12 protein-coding genes are annotated in these 20,569 nt (G+C 55.7%); 3 read left to right on the top strand and 9 right to left on the bottom strand.

Going from position 1 to position 20,569, the window contains the following annotated elements:
• Nucleotides 1-138: 138 nt before the first annotated feature.
• The gene (locus ACUXHH_RS04100; protein WP_458390881.1) at nt 139-3,045 is read left to right on the top strand and encodes an FAD-binding and (Fe-S)-binding domain-containing protein; all 2,907 of its coding nucleotides are present in this window, start codon (nt 139-141) and stop codon (nt 3,043-3,045) included.
• A gap of 211 nt (nt 3,046-3,256) precedes the next feature.
• Here the strand turns inward: ACUXHH_RS04100 and ACUXHH_RS04095 are convergent, their stop codons facing one another.
• Nucleotides 3,257-5,419 carry an AAA family ATPase gene (locus tag ACUXHH_RS04095; protein ID WP_458390880.1) on the bottom strand — a complete coding sequence of 721 codons (2,163 nt, stop codon included), beginning with the start codon at nt 5,417-5,419 and terminating at the stop codon, nt 3,257-3,259.
• Nucleotides 5,420-6,063: 644 nt separating this feature from the next.
• Here ACUXHH_RS04095 and ACUXHH_RS04090 point away from each other — a divergent pair.
• Complete coding sequence (locus ACUXHH_RS04090; RefSeq protein ID WP_458390879.1) at nt 6,064-7,071, top strand: GIY-YIG nuclease family protein; 1,008 nt, start codon at nt 6,064-6,066, stop codon at nt 7,069-7,071.
• Nucleotides 7,072-7,159: 88 nt separating this feature from the next.
• Here the strand turns inward: ACUXHH_RS04090 and ACUXHH_RS04085 are convergent, their stop codons facing one another.
• The 5 genes from ACUXHH_RS04085 to ACUXHH_RS04065 all read right to left on the bottom strand — a co-directional run bounded on the left by ACUXHH_RS04085 (nt 7,160) and on the right by ACUXHH_RS04065 (nt 12,848).
• A complete protein-coding gene (locus ACUXHH_RS04085) occupies nt 7,160-7,429 on the bottom strand; it encodes an aminotransferase (RefSeq protein ID WP_458390878.1) in 270 nt (89 codons plus the stop codon).
• A 1,027-nt stretch (nt 7,430-8,456) separates the two neighbouring features.
• Nucleotides 8,457-10,490, bottom strand: a complete 2,034-nt coding sequence (gene thrS / locus ACUXHH_RS04080) for a threonine--tRNA ligase (protein WP_458390877.1) — start codon at nt 10,488-10,490, stop codon at nt 8,457-8,459.
• Nucleotides 10,491-10,622: 132 nt separating this feature from the next.
• Nucleotides 10,623-11,066: an ArsR/SmtB family transcription factor gene (locus tag ACUXHH_RS04075; RefSeq protein WP_279754120.1), complete on the bottom strand. Its 444-nt coding sequence runs from the start codon at nt 11,064-11,066 to the stop codon at nt 10,623-10,625.
• A 74-nt stretch (nt 11,067-11,140) separates the two neighbouring features.
• Complete coding sequence (locus tag ACUXHH_RS04070; protein ID WP_279754121.1) at nt 11,141-12,031, bottom strand: fumarylacetoacetate hydrolase family protein; 891 nt, start codon at nt 12,029-12,031, stop codon at nt 11,141-11,143.
• A 118-nt stretch (nt 12,032-12,149) separates the two neighbouring features.
• Nucleotides 12,150-12,848 (bottom strand): lipoate--protein ligase family protein, encoded by a 699-nt coding sequence (locus tag ACUXHH_RS04065; RefSeq protein ID WP_279754122.1) that lies wholly within the window; start codon nt 12,846-12,848, stop codon nt 12,150-12,152.
• Between the two features lie 130 nt (nt 12,849-12,978).
• On the opposite strand from ACUXHH_RS04065, the gene ACUXHH_RS04060 reads away from it, so the two are divergent.
• Complete coding sequence (locus tag ACUXHH_RS04060) at nt 12,979-14,490, top strand: glycoside hydrolase family 1 protein (protein WP_458390876.1); 1,512 nt, start codon at nt 12,979-12,981, stop codon at nt 14,488-14,490.
• Between the two features lie 118 nt (nt 14,491-14,608).
• Here the strand turns inward: ACUXHH_RS04060 and ACUXHH_RS04055 are convergent, their stop codons facing one another.
• The 3 genes from ACUXHH_RS04055 to ACUXHH_RS04045 form a co-directional block, all read right to left on the bottom strand.
• Complete coding sequence (locus ACUXHH_RS04055; protein WP_458390875.1) at nt 14,609-15,763, bottom strand: GNAT family N-acetyltransferase; 1,155 nt, start codon at nt 15,761-15,763, stop codon at nt 14,609-14,611.
• Between the two features lie 28 nt (nt 15,764-15,791).
• Nucleotides 15,792-18,680: an excinuclease ABC subunit UvrA gene (uvrA, locus tag ACUXHH_RS04050; RefSeq protein WP_279790229.1), complete on the bottom strand. Its 2,889-nt coding sequence runs from the start codon at nt 18,678-18,680 to the stop codon at nt 15,792-15,794.
• A 126-nt stretch (nt 18,681-18,806) separates the two neighbouring features.
• On the bottom strand, nt 18,807-19,580 hold the full coding sequence (locus tag ACUXHH_RS04045; protein ID WP_279788989.1) for an MBL fold metallo-hydrolase: 774 nt from the start codon (nt 19,578-19,580) through the stop codon (nt 18,807-18,809).
• Between the last annotated feature and the right edge of the window lie 989 nt (nt 19,581-20,569).

Here is a 20,569-nt window from a genome sequence, read left to right as displayed (position 1 = left end):
GGTGTATAACCCACTCCCCTTATGGTGACAAGTAGTCGCCAAGCTTAGCCATAGCTAAGCGGAAAAGACGGCGTTCAAAGGAAGATACTGGAATAAAGACAGCATTCACACACCTGTCACCAGTAAGGAAGCAAGATCATGACCGTCGTGTCAAATACATCTGAAGCCCTCAAGTCCCCCTACGCGGACACCCTCAACCGTCTACTTTCCGATGCACGCGCAGAAGCCGTCGAATCCAGCGTCTCCGAACTCGAACGCCTCGCTATTGCACACGACGCATCCCACTACCTGCTCGTGCCCGCCGGCCTGATCCGCCCCGATTCCGCCGAAGATGTCGCCAACATCTTCCGCGCAGCCGGCGACCTCGGCCTGCCCCTCACCTTCCGTTCCGGCGGTACCTCCCTCTCCGGTCAGGCAAGCGGTGACGGCCTGATGGTCGACACCCGCCGCCACTTCAAGAAGATTGAGGTCCTTGAAGACGGCAAGAAGGTGCGTGTGCAGCCCGGCGCGACCATTATGATGGTCAACAACTACCTGGCACCTTACGGCTACAAGCTCGGCCCCGACCCGGCATCCTGGTCCGCATGCACCATCGGTGGCGTGGTTGCGAACAACTCCTCCGGCATGTCTTCGGGCACCAAGTACAACACGTACAACACCCTGGATTCCATAGTGTTCGTACTGCCCAGCGGCACCATCATTGACACCGCCGAGCCGGACGCCGACCAGAAACTGCGCTCCCTCGAACCCGAAATCCACGAGGGCCTGCTGCGCCTGCGCAAGCGCGTGCTTGAAAACCCCGAGTCCATGGCGAAGATCCGCCAGCAGTACTCCATGAAGAACACCATGGGTTACGGTCTGAACTCCCTGGTCGACTTTGAGACCCCGGTCGACATTCTGCAGCACCTGCTAATCGGTTCGGAGGGCACCCTCGGCTTCGTCGCTTCGGCAACCTACCGCACTCTGCCGATTCTGAAGAACACCTCGACCGGCCTGCTCGTGTTCGACAACCTGATTGATGCGGCACGCTCCGTGCCCGAACTGGTCGCCAACAAGCTCGCGACCGTCGAGCTGATGGACGCCACCAGTATTCGTGTGGCTCAGCGTACCGGTCAGGCTGCGGAGGCGCTCGCCGCCATCGACGTGAAGGACCACGCCGCCCTGCTGGTTGAGTTCCAGGGCAACTCCGAGCAGGAACTGAGCGACCTTGCCGCCGTAGCAGCACCCATGTTTAAGAGCCTGCCGGTGGCTTCGCCGGTGTCGATGACCAGCAAGCTATCTGAGCGTAACGCCCTGTGGGCGGCACGCCGCGGCCTGTACACCACCGTTGCGGGCAACCGCCCCTCCGGCACGAACGCACTGCTTGAAGACGTGGTTGTGCCCGTCGAGGTTCTGGGTAACACCTGTAGCGACCTGACCAAGCTGTTCGACGCACACGGCTATAAGGATTCCGTGATATTCGGTCACGCGAAGGATGGCAACATCCACTTCATGCTGAACGAGCAGTTCCGCGACCCGAAGCAGCTGGACCGCTACCGCGAGTTCACCGAAGAAATGGTTCAGCTGATCCTCGGTAACGACGGCTCGCTGAAGGCTGAGCACGGCACCGGTCGCATCATGGCTCCGTTCGTGAGCCGCCAGTTCGGTGAGGAACTCTTCGACGTAATGCGCCAAATCAAGCGCCTCATCGACCCGAAGGGCTTCATGAACCCCGGCGTGCTGATTACCGAGCCGGACACCGACTATGTAACCGACCTGAAGGTCGCTGAGACCGTCGAGGAAGAAGTCGACCGCTGCGTGGAGTGCGGCTACTGTGAGCCGGTCTGCCCCTCCCGTAACCTGACTTTGACCCCGCGCCAGCGCATCGTGATGCGCCGTGAAATTGCCGCCGCCGAGGTGAACGGCGACCACGAGCTCGCCGAGCGTCTGCGCAAGGAGTACGAGTACAACGGCATTGACACCTGCGCCGTGGACGGCATGTGTCAGACCCGCTGCCCCGTGAACATCAACACCGGTGACCTGATTCGCCGCCTGCGTTCTGAGAACCAGGACAAGCTGGCTGCCGCCGGCTGGAAGGTTGCCGCACAGCAGTGGGGCGTCATGGATAAGGTCGCCGGCAAGGCCCTGACCGTGGCGAAGAAGCTGCCGTTCCCCGTGGTTCACGGCACCACCAACATTGCCCGCAAGGTCATGGGCGACGACACGGTCCCCTCCTACAAGAAGGACTTGCCGGTCGGTGGCCCGGCGCGTAAGCCGCATAAGGACGCAACCGCTGAGATTGTGTTCTTCCCCGCCTGCGTGAACGCCATGTTCGGCGGTGTGGACGGCGACGGCAAGCACGACCCGGTCAACGCAACCCAGGCGTTTATTCGCCTGTGTGAGCGTGCGGGCGTGAAGTACCGCATCCCGGACAATATTGGTGAGATGTGCTGCTCCACCCCGTGGAAGTCGAAGGGTTTCACTGACGGCTACTCGATTATGAGTGACCGTGTGTTGAAGTCTCTGTGGGAGGCTACTGACGGTGGCCGCCTGCCGGTTGTGTGTGACGCTTCGTCCTGCACTGAGGGTCTTGAGGTGATGCGCCAGAAGGTGATTAAGGCGCTTGAGCACAAGATTGTGAACGGCTTGAAGCCGGGTGAGCCGGACTTCTCGCGTCTGCGCATGTACGATGCGGTTCAGTTCGCCGCCGATAACATGCTGGATAAGCTGGCCGTGTCTGCTCCCCTGCCGTCGGTTGCGCTGCACCCGACCTGCTCCATGACTCACCTGGGTACTCAGCCTGCGTTTGAGAAGATTGCGAACGCGATGAGTGACGACGTGTACGTGCCGAAGAACTGGGGTTGCTGTGGCTACGCGGGTGACCGCGGTATGCTGCACCCCGAGCTGACGGCGAGCGCTACGGAGGCGGAGGCTGCGGAGCTGAGCGGCCAGAAGCAGTTCGCCGCATACATTTCGGCTAACCGTACCTGTGAGCAGGGTATGACCGAGGCAACCGGCCACAGCTACCAGAACGTGCTGCAGCTGCTGGAACGCACCACCCGCTAACAGAGCTAAGCGCATAGCGGCATAAAGAAGGGACCCGGCGGGCTATCTTATGTGATAGCCTGCCGGGTCCCTCTTTATATTTATTGTTTCATCGCATTATAATGAACCTTATCTGTATCTTGTATATACTTCATCAGCGTTTTTGCATATTGTATAATCTTTGATTTTCCATCAACACTTGCTATGCGATGTGACCCAACATTGATATCACTCAAAAAGTACTCAATTTAGAACGATAATTGTTACTAATTAAACCCTTTTTAGCATCACCCTCAGCTATTGACAATTCATAAATATCCACAATTCTATCAATGTTATTATACTGAGGAAGGAGAACACTCCTACTCTTAAATGATAGATATTCTTCAAATACCCTTCGCATGCTATTTAATGAGTGGTTTTCTTGACACTCAGTGATATCCGACAAATCTTTTAACTTGCTAATTTCATAGATTTCCTTAAATAATCTTGCATACGAACCTGTTGTTTCTTTCTCACCCATGATTCGAATAGTTGTACAGAGCTGACCCAAATCGTTCATCTGCTTGTAAACTTCAAACTGCTCCGAGATATCTTGATTCCTATGGTAACTCAGCACAGTATAATCCTCCCAAGAATGACTTAGAATAAAAATTTGTTTTTTCAACCCCAATTTTTCTTTACATCCTTCTTTATATTCTCTCCCAACCATATTAGCTAAACCAATGACCATATTTAAAATATACAACTTATTCCCCTCATCCAAACTAGATACAGGGTCATCGATAACAATGACTTCAATACCATCCTTTATAACTTCAAGATGTTCATCATCAAACAAGGTATAGTAAAAATACATGAGAGACAATACATGCTTCTCCCCCTCACTAACATCGTGAATCGAAATATTTTCACCTTGATTATTTTTAATTAAATATTTTCCACTATTAATGTCTTCCTCATGCAAGCGAAATGGCATTCCAATGTTTTTAAGTTCACTATTGAGGTATTCCATAAATTTCCTATACCGCGACACCTTCCTTTTTATAGCGTCCCTCTCCTCGATCTTCTCGGATATCAAGATTTCATATTCTTTATTGTTTTCCACACAATTCTCTATTTTCTCAACATTAAGTTTCAAACTACCCTCATTTAATTCGTTTAGAACTCCTTGGGCAATACTCTTCTTTTCATACTCTTCGATATTATTAACATATTTATGATATTTTTTCTTCTCGTCTGCCATGGTTGTACGCATTGCATCTAGAGCAGAACGCATATCCCGATATCCATCGCTATATTTTTTAGAGATTTTTGCCAGCTTTTGACAGTTGATTGACGCCTCAGGAGAATTTAATTTCCTACCCAATAATTCACCCAACACACCGCACATATCATCAGTATCTAGATTAATTGATACATTTAGTTCAATGCCGCTTTTTTGAGCCAGCTCCAAGAGGCGAGTATAAGCAGATTCATAACTTTTTATGTTATCCTTAAACTCTTTTTCCAAACGATTCAAGGCAGACTGGTCTCTCGACCATTCCTGATTTCTATAGGAATTATATTTTTCCTCTATTTCTGCAATATTAATTTCATTACTACTACAGAATTTACATTCATCACCTTCATTATGGATTCTTAAACCATCGGCTATCCAATCAAGAATATCCCTAGGCATGGATGCACTGATTTCATATTCTTTTTCCAAAATAGAAATAACTTTATCAAAATCAAAAGAATCTCCAAATAAGCCAGGAAGATTTGAGGTCAACCTCTCCAGCAAAGTAATCCTCTTATTCGCCTCGTCAATCCCGCACGACAGAATATTATCTACATCTTCGAGAGTGTCCGTGCTAACACTATTATTAAGATCTCGACTATATATTTCTTTTAACTTATTAATCCATTCGGAACCATTTTCATAAGCCTCAAGTTTAATGGATTTATTCCTAATTTTAGAGTCTTTCTTATTTTCATCAAAGATGGATTTAATTTTATTTTTAATTACTTCAGAATTGGAAACTATATCTTTGTTATTGATTTCAATTTTACCTTTAATCTCTTCTATCTCACTCTCAATCTTTGCAATTTTATTTTTAGTATCGATATTCTCTGAACCAAATGTTGCCTCGACACCGGAAATTAGATTTGGATTAGATTCAAAAAGGAGATTTTCTCGCGTATAATCTGCATTAAATAGGGCCACCCCCTTGCCTAGACTATTTCCTTTCTCGCTGATCCCTCGCGCCAAGCTACTCTTACCGGCACCATTATTTCCATATATATAATTAACCCCCCAAAAAGGAGTACTTTTATTTGTAAAATTAACAAAAGATTTGGAGGTATAGTTCTCCAAATACTCTACGCAAACCACTGGTTTATTTTTTGCCACTGCAGAATCCTCTCAGTCAAAAATTTGAATAATAATAAGATATCTACTACTTTTCGATAAAGATCCCTTCCAAATCTGTGGATAATACGCTCGGCAACATAAATGCCTGAACAGCCCTTATGATGCACCCAGACGTCCTTATCCGAATCGTACAATTACCGGCACCTCCGAACGGCAACGAACGTTAGCGCCATCACTTACATTAGCATGACGATACTCACCCGGACTAGGGAAAACTCCCCTCACAACACAACTTTCTGCGCCCACCCACACTTCCCCACTCTCGCCTCCTCAAAGCGCACAAAGAAACCACCCCCTCCGCAGCCTGTCGCCGCAGAGGGTCTATATATAGGCTCGGTGCCAGTTCGCTAGCTTAGCTGGCCACAGTCAACTGCAGTCAGCCCGCACCGGCCACAGCTACCAGAACGTGCTGCAGCTGCTGGAACGCACCACCCGCTAAAAGGCTGAGCGCATAGCGGTATAAAGAAGGGACCCGGCGGGCTATCTGATGGATAGTCCGCCGGGTCTCTTTTTGGTGACTTAAAGTATCTCGTAGAAATCGATAACCCTGTATTATTGCTAGTCAGGAACCCTATGAGGGTCTCATCTGGATTATTCACTCACGACGGCAGCGAAGGAGCACCGTGTCTATCACCCCGACTACTGTTCAGCTATATACAACTCTTTGGGAGGGCGATGTTGTAGAGCGTGTTACTTACCAGCTCTATAACCGAAATATCACGATTGATAAGCTCCCCCGCACTCTGCTTGAGAAATACAAAGACGAAGAGGAACTGCACTTCTCCGGTATCTACTTCCTCACGAATTCCTCAACAAACGGCCCCCGTCTATACATTGGTCAGGCGGCAAAACGCCTGAACGGAAACGGTCTCATCGGCCGTATTCGTGAGCATGACCGTTACAAGGATTTCTGGGATACCGCATTTCTGATTACTTCCACCGACAATTCTTGGGAAGCGACAGAGCTCAACTATCTGGAAAGCGCGTTCTGCCGTGAGGCTCAGAAGGTTGGTAGCTATAGCCTGGAGAATGGCATTATCCCCTTCGCCGGAAATATCGGAAAAGTGAAGAAAGCAATTCTGCGTTCTCTTGTGCTTGAAGTTCTACTGATGCTACGCGCGAGTGGTCACCGCATGTTTGAGCCCACCACCTCTAAGAGAGCTAAGTCGACGGGTACAGAGGTAACGGCGAATGCGCCGGCTGTTGGTTCTTCTACTATTTCTCAATCGGAAGAAGCTCAGCTCCCTGCCATTTTGACTGATGCGGTATTCCGTATTAAGCGCAAGGAGTTGAAGCATCCGGCTCGCGCGCGGATTGTCAATATCTCTGGTACTCGTGTGGGCGTTGAGGTATTTGAGGGTGAGATTCTGCCTGTGCGTGCGCCAAAGAAGGCAGAGACCCGTTACCTGAAGGATTTGGAGGCATTGGAGGCTACCCGCGCCGAGCAGGTTGCCGCCGGCCACCTCGAGGGGTTGAAGATCGTAAAGCCGATTGAGTTTACTAGTCAGTCTGCTGCTTCTCGTTTTGTTCTGGGTGGCGCTTCGAGCGGTAATGCAGATTGGGTTTTGGAAACTGATCCGAACATTTCGCTGGGTGTGTTCCTGCAGAACCTTGAGGGTTCTCAGAGCTAATCCCCTGTTTGCTGTGTATGAAAAGACCCGGCGGATACTACTTCTGTAGTACCCGCCGGGTCTTCTAATAGTTTTAGGATTACCCCGCCTAATTGCTCTCACTGTGGAAGAGACGAGCATGAAGCTCCCCGTCAGCCTCGGTCACAATGATGACCGGCTTACCGCCCGCAACCTTGCGTGCGCGGCGGAGCACATCAGCCTCTTCTTCGCCGGGAGCAACGGGGATAACATGGCACTGCCCTCCCGCCTTCTGCGCGGCGAGCGCAACAAGTGCCTTGTGTTCCGGGTTTCGGCGAGCAGACAGGTTGAAGCGCCCCACAATACGAGCCCGTTCTTTCATCACTTCAACGCTTGCCATTCTTCAATCCTTTCAAATACACCTTCTACGATAAAGACTGTTGCTTCTTCGTAAGCGGCGTTGCTTTCCATAATACTATTCAGGGGTCGATTCTCTTCGACTATGTAATAGCGAAGGCACAGGTATACCCGCGCAAGCACCGTGCTTGACCGCCGCCGTCGCGCAAAAAGATTGGGAACAACTAGGTGCGAGTACAGGATTTCAAACGAACCCTAGTGCGCTACCGTAGACACACCATATGGCACAGACACACAAAAGAGAGGTAGGGCTGACAATAGCCCTACCTCTAAGATGTTTTAAGATAGCACGGTTGACTAGTCATGATTCCTGAATGCAAAGAAGTACATGGTAGCCGATACCAAACCCATACCTAAGGAAATCATAAGAACGTTTGGTGAACAAAGATTTCCCATTCCCTGAATCACTGTCAAGAACAGACAGGAAAGAGAAAATACGAGGATAAAAACACCAATGCTCTGAAAACTAATACTTTTCATAATATACCTCCTTGGTTGCTTATAATTCACCTCGGCAGCTCCATGCAGCTACTCGCAGCTGAGCGGCCAAACCGGGAAGACCCCCACCCCCCCCTTTTCTCAGTTGCAGCACCTATTTTCGACTATTAGATAGTCCAATAATCAATACTGCTATTGAGATGCCGTAGAAAATTCCAAGCACTAGGTCACTGACATTTGACACTACGTTCAAGATAATTGCCAGGATTAGGAACAGCATCCCAACAGGAACATACTTATTCGACTTCATACGCTCGTGCTCCCTCAATAACCAACTGCGATACATCATTTTCAGGACCATCCAGCTGCCCATTTTCTGAATGACTATGGACGTTCGCCTTACTACCACGCTAGCACTCTGGAGCTAAAAACTAGCCCGCGACACAGCTTTTGCACCCAACCGGGCTCCCCCGCCCAACCGCCATAGAACATACAAAAACCACCCCCTTCGCAGCTTGTCGCCGCAAAGGGGGTGGTTTTCTATATAGCTAGGTTAGAAGCCTAAACCGCTACTACTCAGCAGCTTCAGTGCTGGGCTTGGGGTCTTCGTTCACGCGGTTGCGGATATGCTCCACAATACGTGCCACAGCCTCATCCACAGGCACACCGTTCTCCTGCTTGTTGCCGCGGAAACGGAACGAAACAGCGCCGTGCTCCGCATCCTCACCGCCAGCAATCAGAATGAACGGAACCTTCTCAGTAGACGCAGTACGAATCTTCTTCGTGAAGCGATCCGAACCGTAGTCCACCTCAACACGCACGCCGTGCGCACGCAGCTTGTCCGCGATCTCGGTCATGTAGTCGTTGAACGCCTCAGCCACCGGCACACCAATGACCTGAACCGGCGACAGCCATGCCGGGAACGCACCCGCATAGTGCTCGGTCAGCACACCCAGGAAGCGCTCAATCGAGCCGAACTTCGCCGAGTGAATCATGACCGGCTCCTGCACGGTACCGTCCGCAGCCTGGTACTCCAGACCGAAACGGCTCGGCTGGTTGAAGTCGTACTGAACAGTCGACATCTGCCAGGTACGGCCGATAGCGTCCTTCGCCTGAACCGAAATCTTCGGGCCGTAGAACGCAGCACCACCCGGATCCGGGACGAGCTCCAGACCGGTCTCCTTCGCAACCTGCTCAAGAACCGCAGTAGCCTCCTCCCACTGCTCATCGGTACCGATGAACTTATCCTTCTTATCGCCCTCAGTGTCGCGGGTGGACAGCTCAAGGTAGAAGTCAGTCATGCCGAAGTCCTCAAGCAGGCTCAGCATAAACTTCAGCAGGTGACGCACCTCATCCGGTGCCTGCTCCTTCGTCACATACGAGTGGGAGTCATCCTGGCTAATCATGCGCACGCGGGTCAGGCCCTGCAGCACGCCGGACTTCTCGTCACGGTACACGGTGCCGAATTCGAAGAAACGCAGCGGCAACTCACGGTACGAACGGCCACGAGAACGGTAAATCTCGTTGTGCATCGGGCAGTTCATAGCCTTCAGACGGTAATGACCGTTATCCAGCTCCATAGCCGGGAACATGCCGTCCGCATAGTACGGAAGGTGACCGGAAGTGTAGAACAGGTCTTCCTTCGAAATGTGCGGGGTGCTGACGTACTGGAAACCCTCCTGAATGTGGCGGGTACGCACGTAGTCTTCCATCTCGCGCTTAATCACGCCACCCTTAGGATGAATCACCGGCAGGCCGGGGCCAATGTTCTTCGGGAAAGAGAACAGGTCCAGCTCACGACCCAGACGGCGGTGGTCACGGCGCTCCGCCTCAGCGATACGCTCCTTGTACGCCACCAGCTCGTCCTTAGTCGGCCAAGCGGTACCGTAAATACGCTGCAGCATGGGGTTCTTCTCAGAACCACGCCAGTACGCGCCACCGGCACGCATCAGAGCGTAACCGTTAGCGATCAGCTTGGTGTTCGGCAGGTGAGGGCCGCGGCAGAGGTCCTTCCAGACGGTCTCGCCGGTCTTCGGGTGCACGTTGTCGTAGATGGTGATTTCACCCTCGCCGACCTCCACGGATGCGCCCTCGGCAGCATCCGCACCAGAACCGGGGCCCTGGGTCAGGGAGAGCAGCTCCAGCTTGTACGGCTCGTTCGCCATCTCAGCAACAGCCTCGTCGTGGGTGACCACGCGGCGGCGGAACAGCTGACCGGACTTGATGATCTTAATCATCGACTTCTCGATCTTCTTCAGATCTTCCGGGGTGAAGGGCTCAGCCACATCAAAGTCAAAGTAGAAGCCGTCAGTAATGTACGGGCCGATGCCCAGCTTGGCGTCCTTGCGGTACTCCTGCACCGCCTGCGCCATCACGTGCGCAGCGGAGTGGCGCAGAACGTTCAGGCCGTCCGGTTCGTGAATGAAAACCGGCTCAACGGAGTCGCCAGCAGACAGCTCGTGGGAGAGATCAACCAGCACGCCGTTCACGCGTGCCACAACGATCTTCGGGTCGTCAGCGAACAGCTCAGCGGCAGTCTTCGCGGTGACCTCGCGCTCCTCACCAGAAACGCTAATAACAATTGCTGAAGAATCAGCGGCAGACATAAGTCTCCTTAACTCAGGCGCAAGCGTGCCACTCGGGGCGCCGCGGGTGCGCATACTATTCCGCACTGTACAGGTGCACGGACACACACCATCTTACAACGGCTCCCAGCCAACGCTCAGCTTGAGGGCAGACTAGTCCGCATGATGCTCACGCGTATGCTCATAAACATCAAGCACAATGTGGCTAATATGGTGGTCTTTCAGGCGGTAAATCGTGGCACGTCCCCGCTGCTCACGGTCAATCACGTGCGCCTCACGCAGGATACGCAGGTGATGCGATGCGAGCGGCTGCGAAATGCCCAGGCATGTGTACAGTTCGCTCACGCTATGCGGGCGGTGCATCAGGTGGTGCGCAATCGCCAGGCGTAGCGGGTTCGCAAGCGCAGAGAAAATCGCCACGGACGGGCCGAACTGTTCCTCCCAGTCTTTGGGGCCACTGCCTTCGAGGAGGGGAGCGTTAGCGGGCACCTCATGGGCATGCTCAGCTACATGCGCCGCCACATGTTCTGCGGGGTGGTGGGTGTTAGTTTCGGTCTGTTTTGTGTGATGGTGGTCTGTGTGATGGCTCTGAGTCATAGTATTTTCACCTTAAGTACAGAAAAGGGGGCACGTCAAGAAAGTGCCACTTGCAGAGCTACCCAGCTGCAAAGTTACAATGCGCCCGCCTCCGAACAGACATTCACCAGTTCACCAATACCTTCAATGCGGGTGCGCACCGTCTGACCCGGTTTCAACCACTGACGCGGATGTAACGACAGGCCAACCCCGGCGGGGGTACCCGTCGCCACCAAATCACCCGGCTCCAGAGTCATGAACCGCGAAATGTAGGACAATAGCTGCGCCGGGGTGAACACCATATTCGCCGTCGTGCCGCGCTGACGCACCACGCCATCCACCTCGCAGACCAGCTCCAGGCCAGCAACCGGATCAACCTCATCGGGGCTCACAATCACCGGGCCGAAGGGGGTCATCGCATCCCAATTCTTGCCCTGGAACCATTCCGAGGAACGGCCCTGCCAGTCACGCACCGACACATCGTTCATGATCGTGTACCCCATCAGGGCCTCGAGTGCCTGCTCTTCCGTGGCGTTACGCAGGCGAGCGCCAACGACCAGGCAGAGCTCAACCTCCCAATCGATTTTCGTGCTGCCGGTGCCGTCATCGGCGGGCATGCGGATTTGCTCACCGGGACCAATCAGTGCATTCGGGAACTTTGCGAACAGCGCTGGGTGCTCGGGCACTTCAAGGTTCATTTCCGCGGCGTGGTCGCGGTAGTTCAGGCCGGCGCACACAATCTTGCCGGGCTTATCCAGCGGGCGAATAAAGGGCAGGGAGTTCCACAGTTCCTCGCCGTGACCCATAACAGTCGCGCCGTTCTCCTTCAGGATTGCCACGGCGTTCTTCGGATCGCCAAAGTTCAGGCGGAACCGGCTGTAGAAATTTAGTAGCGGGCTGAGCTTCGCCGGAAGCTCGTACACGGTCTCTTCGAAAAAGCAGACCGCGCGGCTGCCCTTCGAGTCTTTAATCTGTGCCCAACGCATAGATGCTCCTTCGCTTCAGGTAGGGGTAGTTTGAGGTGGGTTAGGGGTAAAAGTCAGAGGTAAAAATGAGTGAAATCAGCCCTGTGAATCACTCCAGCGAATCGCTCAGTAAGCCGCTTCAGCGAAAACCGTTTTGGGCGTACACCTCAACAATGGCGTCTTCCAGGTCTTCCATAAGCAGGGCGGGGTTCGCATCCTGCGCCGCACCGACCGTGGCAGGGTCCAGCTCCATGCCGAGGGCACGGTACACATCCGCGGTGACCGCCCGCAGTGGTGCAGAATCAGAGACCACAATGCCGGTGCTGAACCACCAGCCGCCGGTCACCACACGCTGGGCGGTACCGACCAGCTTAATCCGGCCACCATCTGCGGAGGCGGGAAGCTGCGCGTGCACCGAATACTCGCCGGGGCAGTACTCCCCCGGGATTTCGCCCATGCGTGCATCCACGCCAACTTCGCGTAGCGCCTGTGCATACATGGAACCGAACAGTTCGTAGCGTAGGGTGTTGCCGCTGCGGGCGTCAGAGGCGGGCTGAAAATGGTCCACGACCAGGCACCCCTGATGGTAGGCGGCGGCATGCCCGCCGACCTTGCGCACCAGCACCTCAAAACCGTGCTCGGCGCACGCCGCGGAGGCAGCCGCGAAGCCGGGGTTCAGTTCGTCACGGCGGCCGAACGCAACCGTCGGGTTCGGCTGATATATGCGTAGGGTTGCTTCACGCTGCCCGCTTGCCACCTCGCGGAGCATCTGCACCGTCTGATCGTGGTGAATGAGGATATCGCCGGATTCGGGGCCGGTCTCTCGAATAATCTGCACGTTCCTATTTTACGGTTACGCCCGCCACAGGTCCTACGGCTCCCCACATTACGGAAACGCCCACCTGGGTAGCTAAAACCTAGTAATCCCCCTCCCCCTCCGCTAGGGTAGAAGAAAAGCCCAAAATACCTTGGAGGATGCCGCGCATCAGTACCAGCACATCACCGCCCAAACCACCGCGCTCCCGCGCGTCAGCACTGAACAGCGCACTAGCCCGGCGGTGACTGAGCCGCAGCCGCTCGGCACGTTCCCTGACGGTTTTCTCTTCGGAGGTGCCACCGCCGCCAACCAGTTCGAGCGCGCCTGGAACGAAGACGGCAAGGGCCCCAGTCTGCAGGATGTGCTGCCCGCCGGCGGCCTGTACCCGCGTACCGCCGAGCCCACCGAGGACAACCTCAAGCTGGAGGGCATCGACTTCTACCACCGCTACCGCGAAGACATCACCCTGCTCGCGGAGATGGGCTTCAAGGTCTTCCGTTTCTCCATCGCCTGGTCGCGTATCTTCCCTCGTGGCGACGAAGAAACCCCGAACGAGGCGGGCCTCGCCTTCTACGACCGCGTGCTCGACGAGCTCGACAAGCACGGCATGGAACCGCTCATCACCCTCAGCCACTATGAAACCCCGCTGCACCTGGTCGAGCAGTACAACGGCTGGACCAGCCGCGAACTCATTGGTTTCTACGAACGCTACGCCCGCACCGTGTTCGCCCGCTACGGCAAGCGCGTGAAGTACTGGCTGACCTTCAACGAAATCAACTCGATGCTGCACCTGCCTTTCATGTCCGGCGGCATCAACACCCCGGCAGATCAGCTCAGCGACACCGACCTGTACCAGGCGATGCACCACAAGCTGGTCGCATCCGCGTGTGCCACCGCTGCGGCACGCAAACTGGCACCGGGGGCACAGATCGGCTGCATGATTCTAGCCATGCCCACCTACCCGCTCACCCCCGACCCCGCCGACGTACTCGCCGCACTGCAGGCGGAGCAGGCGAACTTCGCGTTCGGTGACGTGCACGTGCGCGGCACATACCCAGGCTACTTCCTGCGTGCCCTGCGTGAGAAGGGCGTGGAGCTGAACATCACCGAGCAGGACCGCGAGGACCTGAAGAACACCGTAGATTTCGTGTCGTTCAGCTACTACATGTCTACCTGTGCGACCGGTGATCCGGCACGAGGCGAGCGCGGCGAAGGCAACATCCTCGGCGGCGTAGTGAACCCGACCCTGCCCGCCAGCGAATGGGGCTGGCAGATCGACCCGACCGGTCTGCGTGTGGTCCTCAACCAGTATTGGGACCGCTGGCAAAAGCCGCTGTTCATCGTGGAGAACGGCCTGGGTGCCCGTGACGAGCTGGTCAAAGTGAACGGTGAGTTCACCGTGGAAGACGACTACCGCATCGACTACCTGCGCCAGCACCTGCACGCGGTACGCGAGGCGATTGAGGACGGCGTGAACGTGCTCGGCTACACCACCTGGGGTTGCATCGACATGATTAGCGCCTCCACCGCGCAGATGTCCAAGCGCTACGGGTTCATCTACGTGGACCGCAACGACGACGGCACTGGCACCCTGGCGCGCTACCGCAAGAAGTCCTTCCACTGGTACCGAGAGGTGATTGCCAGCAACGGCGCGGAGCTGTAACCGGTCAGGCTCTAGAAGTTGTTCCTTATGCGGCGACTCTAGACTCTGAACCCCGCGAAATGAGCACATAAAAAGCCCCCGGGACTCTGAATCTCGGGGGCTTTTTCATATATAACACTTAGTCCATGGGCAGGTCATTCAGACTGGTCGAGACGTACTCCCACCAGGTCGGCACCAACCCGGCATTCATCGCAACCCTCTGCGAGAGGATATGCGACGGGCTTGTACCGTAGAACGGCAGGTACCCTTCCGCCAGGGTCAGACGTGCGGCATCACGCACCAGCACGCTGGCGATGCCAGCACCGCGCCAGGAGGGCAGCACGTCAATACCGATTTGGCGCATTATCGGCGAATCATCGCTCACACCCACGAGGGCGATAGGGTCTGTGAGCGCAGGGTCGCTCTCCCCTGCCATAGTTACTTCGGATGCCTCAGATGCATTCTCTTCCACTGGGTATGCGGCGAGCACCAACACATCCGGGCGGGTCACGCTAAAGCCCAGCGCATTCGAGTAGCGCTTATCCCCACGGAAACGCTCAAACTGCTCAGCGTCCAGCAGCTCCACGCACAGGCGAGTTACGCGCGCCTCCGTGTCCTCCGGGTCAACCTCAAGCGCACCCGCGGAGGCGTTTGCCTCCCTGCGGATGGTGCGCTCGCCGGTGATTTCGGCAAGCAGCGCCGCCTTCAGTTCGGCAGGGTCAACGCGGCGCATCATGCCCACACCTGGCACGGCGCACTTGACTTCCTGCGCCTGCACGCCCTCGGGTACGACCGAGTTCAGCAGGGCGCGGCCGGGCGTGTAGTAGACGCTCGTGCCGCTGACCTGCAGCGTGTAAGGGGTAACCAGTTCGTTGAGCTGGCGCAGCGGCGCGTAGTCGCCCAGCCAGTTCGACTGGTCTCCAAGCATGTAGTCGATGGCCCTGTCGAGCACGCGCGGATGCTTGGCGCAGAGAATACCGACGCTCGCGTAGTTGGCGACGCGCAACTCCCATATGTCGTCGTTGCGGCGGCGTGCGGCGCCCATCTTCTCGGAGGGCGGCTGCACGGTGGCGAGTAGCGGCAGGCTTTCGGCTTCCGGGTAGTCGCGTAGCTCTTCGAGGGCGCGGCTAATCGAGCCGGGTGCCTGGCAGAAATCCGCCTCCAGCTGGGTGTGCAGGATGTGCCGGGCACGGTCCGCGGTGGTCACAGCGCCTCGGTTCATAGCTCCCCGGTTCACAGCGCCGCGGGTTGCCTGAGCTCCCCGAGTGGGTTCGGTTCCTTGAGTATCAGTCACGTAGGTTTCCTCTAGGTCAAGTTCTCGACTAGTTCAGGATCTCGGCAAGGAACACTCCGGTGTGCGAGCCCTTCACCTGAGCCACCTGTTCCGGGGTACCTTCAGCAATCACGGTGCCGCCGCCACTACCACCTTCGGGCCCCATGTCGATAATCCAGTCGGCACACTTGACCACGTCCAGGTTGTGCTCGATGGTGATGACGCTATTGCCCTTGTCAACCAGCGATTGCAGCACGGTGAGCAGCTTGCGGATATCTTCAAAGTGCAGGCCGGTGGTCGGCTCATCCAGCACGTAGATGGAGCGGCCGTTGGAGCGCTTCTGCAATTCGGTTGCAAGCTTCACGCGCTGCGCTTCACCGCCGGAGAGGGTGGTTGCAGGCTGGCCCAGGCGAATGTAGCCCAGGCCCACATCCACAAGGGTGTTCAGGTGGCGCGCAATCGGGGTGAATGCGGCAAAGAACTCTGCGGCTTCTTCCACGGGCATTTCGAGTACGTCGGCAATGGTCTTGCCCTTGTAGTACACTTCGAGGGTTTCGCGGTTGTAGCGCTTGCCGTGGCAGGTTTCGCAGGGTACGTACACGTCCGGCAGGAAGTTCATTTCAATCTTCAGGGTGCCGTCGCCGGAACAGTCCTCACAGCGGCCACCCTTGACGTTGAAGGAGAATCGGCCGGGGGTGTAGCCGCGCATTTTCGCTTCGCTGGTCTCTGCGAACAGCTTGCGGATATGGTCGAACACGCCAGTGTAGGTGGCGGGGTTCGAGCGCGGGGTGCGGCCGATGGGCGACTGGTCCACGTGAATGACCTTGTCCAGGTGTTCCAGGCCGTCGATGCTCTTGTGGCGGCCGGGTACCTGCTTGGCGCCATTGAGTTTGTTCGCCAGGGAGGTGTACAGAATGTCATTGACGAGGGTGGACTTACCCGAGCCAGACACACCGGTCACCGCGGTAAATACGCCCAGCGGGAAGGACACGGTCACGTTCTTGAGGTTGTTTTCGCGGGCGCCGCGCACGGTCAGCTGACGCTTCTTGTCCACGGGGCGGCGGGATGCGGGCACCTCAATAGTGCGGCGGCCAGCCATGTAGTCGCCGGTAATGGACTTGGTGTTCTTCAGCAACTCCTCAAAGCTGCCGGAGTGCACGATTTCACCGCCGTGCTCGCCGGCGCCGGGTCCTACATCCACGATCCAGTCGGCTTCACGCATGGTGTCTTCGTCATGCTCGACCACAATAAGCGTGTTACCCATATCGCGCAGCTTGGTGAGGGTTTCGATGAGGCGGCGGTTATCGCGCTGGTGCAGACCAATAGAGGGCTCGTCGAGCACGTAGAGCACGCCAACCAGACCCGAACCGATCTGGGTTGCGAGGCGGATGCGCTGCGCCTCACCGCCGGAGAGCGTACCGGCGGAGCGTGAGAGGGTCAGGTAGTCCAGGCCCACGTCCAGCAGGAACTGCAGGCGCGCGTCAATTTCCTTGAGGACCTGCTCACCAATCTTGGCTTCACGGGCGCTGAGCTGCAGGCCACGCACAAAGCTAAGTGCGTCAGCTAGGGACAGGTCGGTAATATCTGCGATGGACTTGCCGCCAACCTTCACGCCGAGGATGGTCGGGTTCAGGCGCGCGCCGCCGCAGGAGGGGCAGGCGACCTGACGCATGTACTGTTCGTAGCGGTCGCGGGCGAAGTCCGATTCGGTTTCTTCGTGCTTGCGCTTGATGTACGCCTTCACGCCCTCGAATCCGGAAGTGTAGCGGCGTTCGCGGCCGAATCGGTTGCGGTAGGACACCTCAACCTTATAGTCCTTACCGTCCAGAATGGCAGCGCGGGTCTTGGCGGGCAGGTCTTTGAAGGGAGTGTTCAGGTCGAAGCCGAGCTCCTCCCCCAGACCCGCGAGCAGGCGCAGCCAGTATTCGGTGGTTGCTTTGCCCTGCGACCAGGGAGCGATAGCGCCCTCGCCGAGGGTCAGGTCGGGGTTGGGTACGAGCAGGTCAGTGTCCACTTCCAGGCGCGAGCCGATGCCGTCGCAGGCGCTACACGCACCGAACGGCGAGTTGAAGGAGAAGGCTCGCGGCTCAATCGTGTCGATCTGTAGCGGGTGGTTGTTGGGGCAGGCGAGGTTTTCGCTGAAGGAGCGGGTGCGTTCGGGGTCGTCCTGCTCACGATCGACGAAGTCGATGAGCACGCGGCCATCAGCAAGCTTGAGCGCGGTTTCGATAGAGTCGGTCAGGCGCTGGTGAATACCGTCCTTGATGACGATGCGGTCGACGACCACCTCGATGGTGTGCTTGTACTGCTTGGCGAGCTTGGGCGGGTCGGAGAGCTGCACGGTTTCGCCGTCCACGCGGGCACGCGAGTAGCCCTGGGTCAGCAGGTCCTTGAAGAGGTCCACGAATTCGCCCTTACGTGCGCTGACGACGGGCGCGAGAATCTGCAGGCGGGTGCGTTCGGGGTATTCCTGCAGAATGTCCACGATTTGCTGCGGGGTCTGCTGGGTGATTTCTTCGCCACATTCGGGGCAGTGGGGGTGGCCGATGCGCGCCCAGAGCAGACGCATGTAGTCGTAGATTTCGGTGATGGTACCGACGGTTGAGCGCGGGTTTTTGGAGGTGGACTTCTGGTCGATAGACACCGCCGGGGAGAGGCCCTCGATGAAGTCTACGTCGGGCTTGTCGACCTGTCCGAGGAACATACGCGCGTAGGAGGACAGCGACTCAACGTAGCGGCGCTGACCTTCCGCAAAGATGGTGTCGAAGGCGAGGGAGGACTTACCGGAGCCGGAGAGGCCGGTGAAGACGACCATCGCGTCACGCGGAATGGTGAGGTCTACGTTCTTGAGGTTGTTTTCGCGGGCACCCTGAACCCGGATGCTGGTCAGATCGTTCGCTTTGAGTGCGGTGCTACCGTGTGCAGGGCGGGGTGTCATCGAAAATCCTTTCGTCTTATCTTCGAACTTAAATTCTACACCCTCATGTCTTTCACCGGCGGGATTATGCGACCGGTGAAGGCCTGAGGGTGCAGTACTTATATGAGGCGGACTGACAGGCACGGTTTACCAGCCGCGGGTTGCCCAGTCTTCCAGGTGTGGGCGCTCGTCACCGAGAGTGGTGGAGCGGCCGTGGCCGGGCAGCACGATTGCGTCATCTTCAAAGCCGCCGAAGAGCTTTTCGAGCACATTGGAGAAGAGTTCACCAAACTGCTGCGGGGAGTCGGTCTTGCCCACGCCGCCGGGGAAGAGAGTATCACCGGTGAATAGCAGGGTTGCGGGGGTGCCGTCTTCCCAGCTGGTTTCGAGGGTGTAGACGATGGATCCGGGGGTGTGGCCAGGCACGTGCAGCGAGCGGATGACGGTGTCGGAGCGGTAGAAGTCGAAGCTTTCGCCGCCGGCCAGCTCCTCTTCGACGGTGTAGTCTTCCTGCTCCTTAATAGCGGCTGCGTCAGCTGCACCTGCGGAGGTGACGGCACCGGTGAGGTGGTCGAGCTCCTTAATAGCGCGAATATGGTCCCAGTGGCCGTGGGTGACAAGGATGCCGGTCAGACCCACTGCCCGGGGCCTAAGGGAGTTGAAGTCCTCTTCCTTCTCCATAACGCGCACGCGACGGTCTTCCGAGTCGGTCAGTTCCAGCTGCGGGCAATCGTTCAGAAGCGCATCGAGGGTGTAGGCATAGAGTTCTTCTGCCTCGTCTGCGGGGTCAATGAGCACCTGCTCACCGGTGGCGCGCATGGTGATGAGGTAGACGCTGTTGTCCATCTCGGAGACGCTGAACGCTCGGACAGTCAGTTCGGGGTTTTCAAAGATGAGGGTGGGTTCGGGGTAAGTAGTCATAGTTCCAGTGTAGGGGTTCCCACATTGCAGGAGGAGTCTATATAGAGCACTTCCCTGTGAGCGCATTCGGCATTGACTGTGCGGGATGCACAGGGAACAGATACTGGAGCACGCTCGGAACAAGCTCTAGCCAGGTCCCGTCTATCTGAGACTCCAGTGAAATTCCAAAGTTAAACAGAGAAGCGACTGCGCATCGATACACAGTCGCTTCTCATGACACCCAGGGGTATCTATCACTCACTCAAACACAAGCAACCCGAGGACTTTGGAAATCTCACGATTACTTGATGACTTAATGGTAGCAAACTTTTTGGGATTGTTTTGCCACTCGATTTGGCGCGGGGAGCCGGTTTTGGCGACTTGAGTCTCAATATAATCGTTCTGTAATAAAAATAGGTATTTTTTGGCTATCCATACGTACCATTTTCATTTTACGGGTTTTGGCGTGACTTATTTCACCTAAAATAGGTTTAATATTTCCCCCATTTGGCGCTTCTGCACACCTTTGACCCAAGCTTCACACTTAGTAATTTTGAAGGCTCAATCCCCGGTTTTAGCCCGGTATTCCGCGGAAGTAGAGCTTTTATAACAAAACGATAACAGCAGCCCTACCTTCAGGTTCACTGGGCACACCCACTGAAACTCCATTCAAAGAGCAAAACACCTAGTCAAAACTATATTTTCACAAAATACAAGATAGTGTGTCACTAAAAATCAACCTCTATAGATTGTTGATAAAACTTGACACTCAAGCAAGCATAGAGCCCAATTATTAACCCATACGTACCATTTACAGTCTCCGCAGAGGCCTCATTCGAGTCTCCATGAAAGGTTACAATCCCCTTCCACTAGGGGTTTTAGACTCCTTCAGTACCACACCGTTCAGCACCGAAAACGCCAATACGCTCCCCCTTTCACCGGCAACCACCCTGGGTGTTCACCCCATTTGCTGGTACCGGGCACGGTAAACTGCCGGGCACAGCAAAGCG

Source organism: Rothia sp. 110740021-2 (genome assembly GCF_054263775.1).
The sequence above is the reverse complement of the archived record's forward strand: the minus strand, read 5'-3'. Positions and strand labels throughout refer to the sequence as shown.

Coding starts and splice junctions, on each gene's coding strand:
- ACUXHH_RS04100 (WP_458390881.1), top strand. CDS start 139: ATGACCGTCGTGTCAAATACATCTGAAGCCCTCAAGTCCCCCTACGCG.
- ACUXHH_RS04085 (WP_458390878.1), bottom strand. CDS start 7,429: ATGGCAAGCGTTGAAGTGATGAAAGAACGGGCTCGTATTGTGGGGCGC.
- thrS (WP_458390877.1), bottom strand. CDS start 10,490: ATGTCTGCCGCTGATTCTTCAGCAATTGTTATTAGCGTTTCTGGTGAG.
- ACUXHH_RS04075 (WP_279754120.1), bottom strand. CDS start 11,066: ATGACTCAGAGCCATCACACAGACCACCATCACACAAAACAGACCGAA.
- ACUXHH_RS04070 (WP_279754121.1), bottom strand. CDS start 12,031: ATGCGTTGGGCACAGATTAAAGACTCGAAGGGCAGCCGCGCGGTCTGC.
- uvrA (WP_279790229.1), bottom strand. CDS start 18,680: ATGACACCCCGCCCTGCACACGGTAGCACCGCACTCAAAGCGAACGAT.
- ACUXHH_RS04045 (WP_279788989.1), bottom strand. CDS start 19,580: ATGACTACTTACCCCGAACCCACCCTCATCTTTGAAAACCCCGAACTG.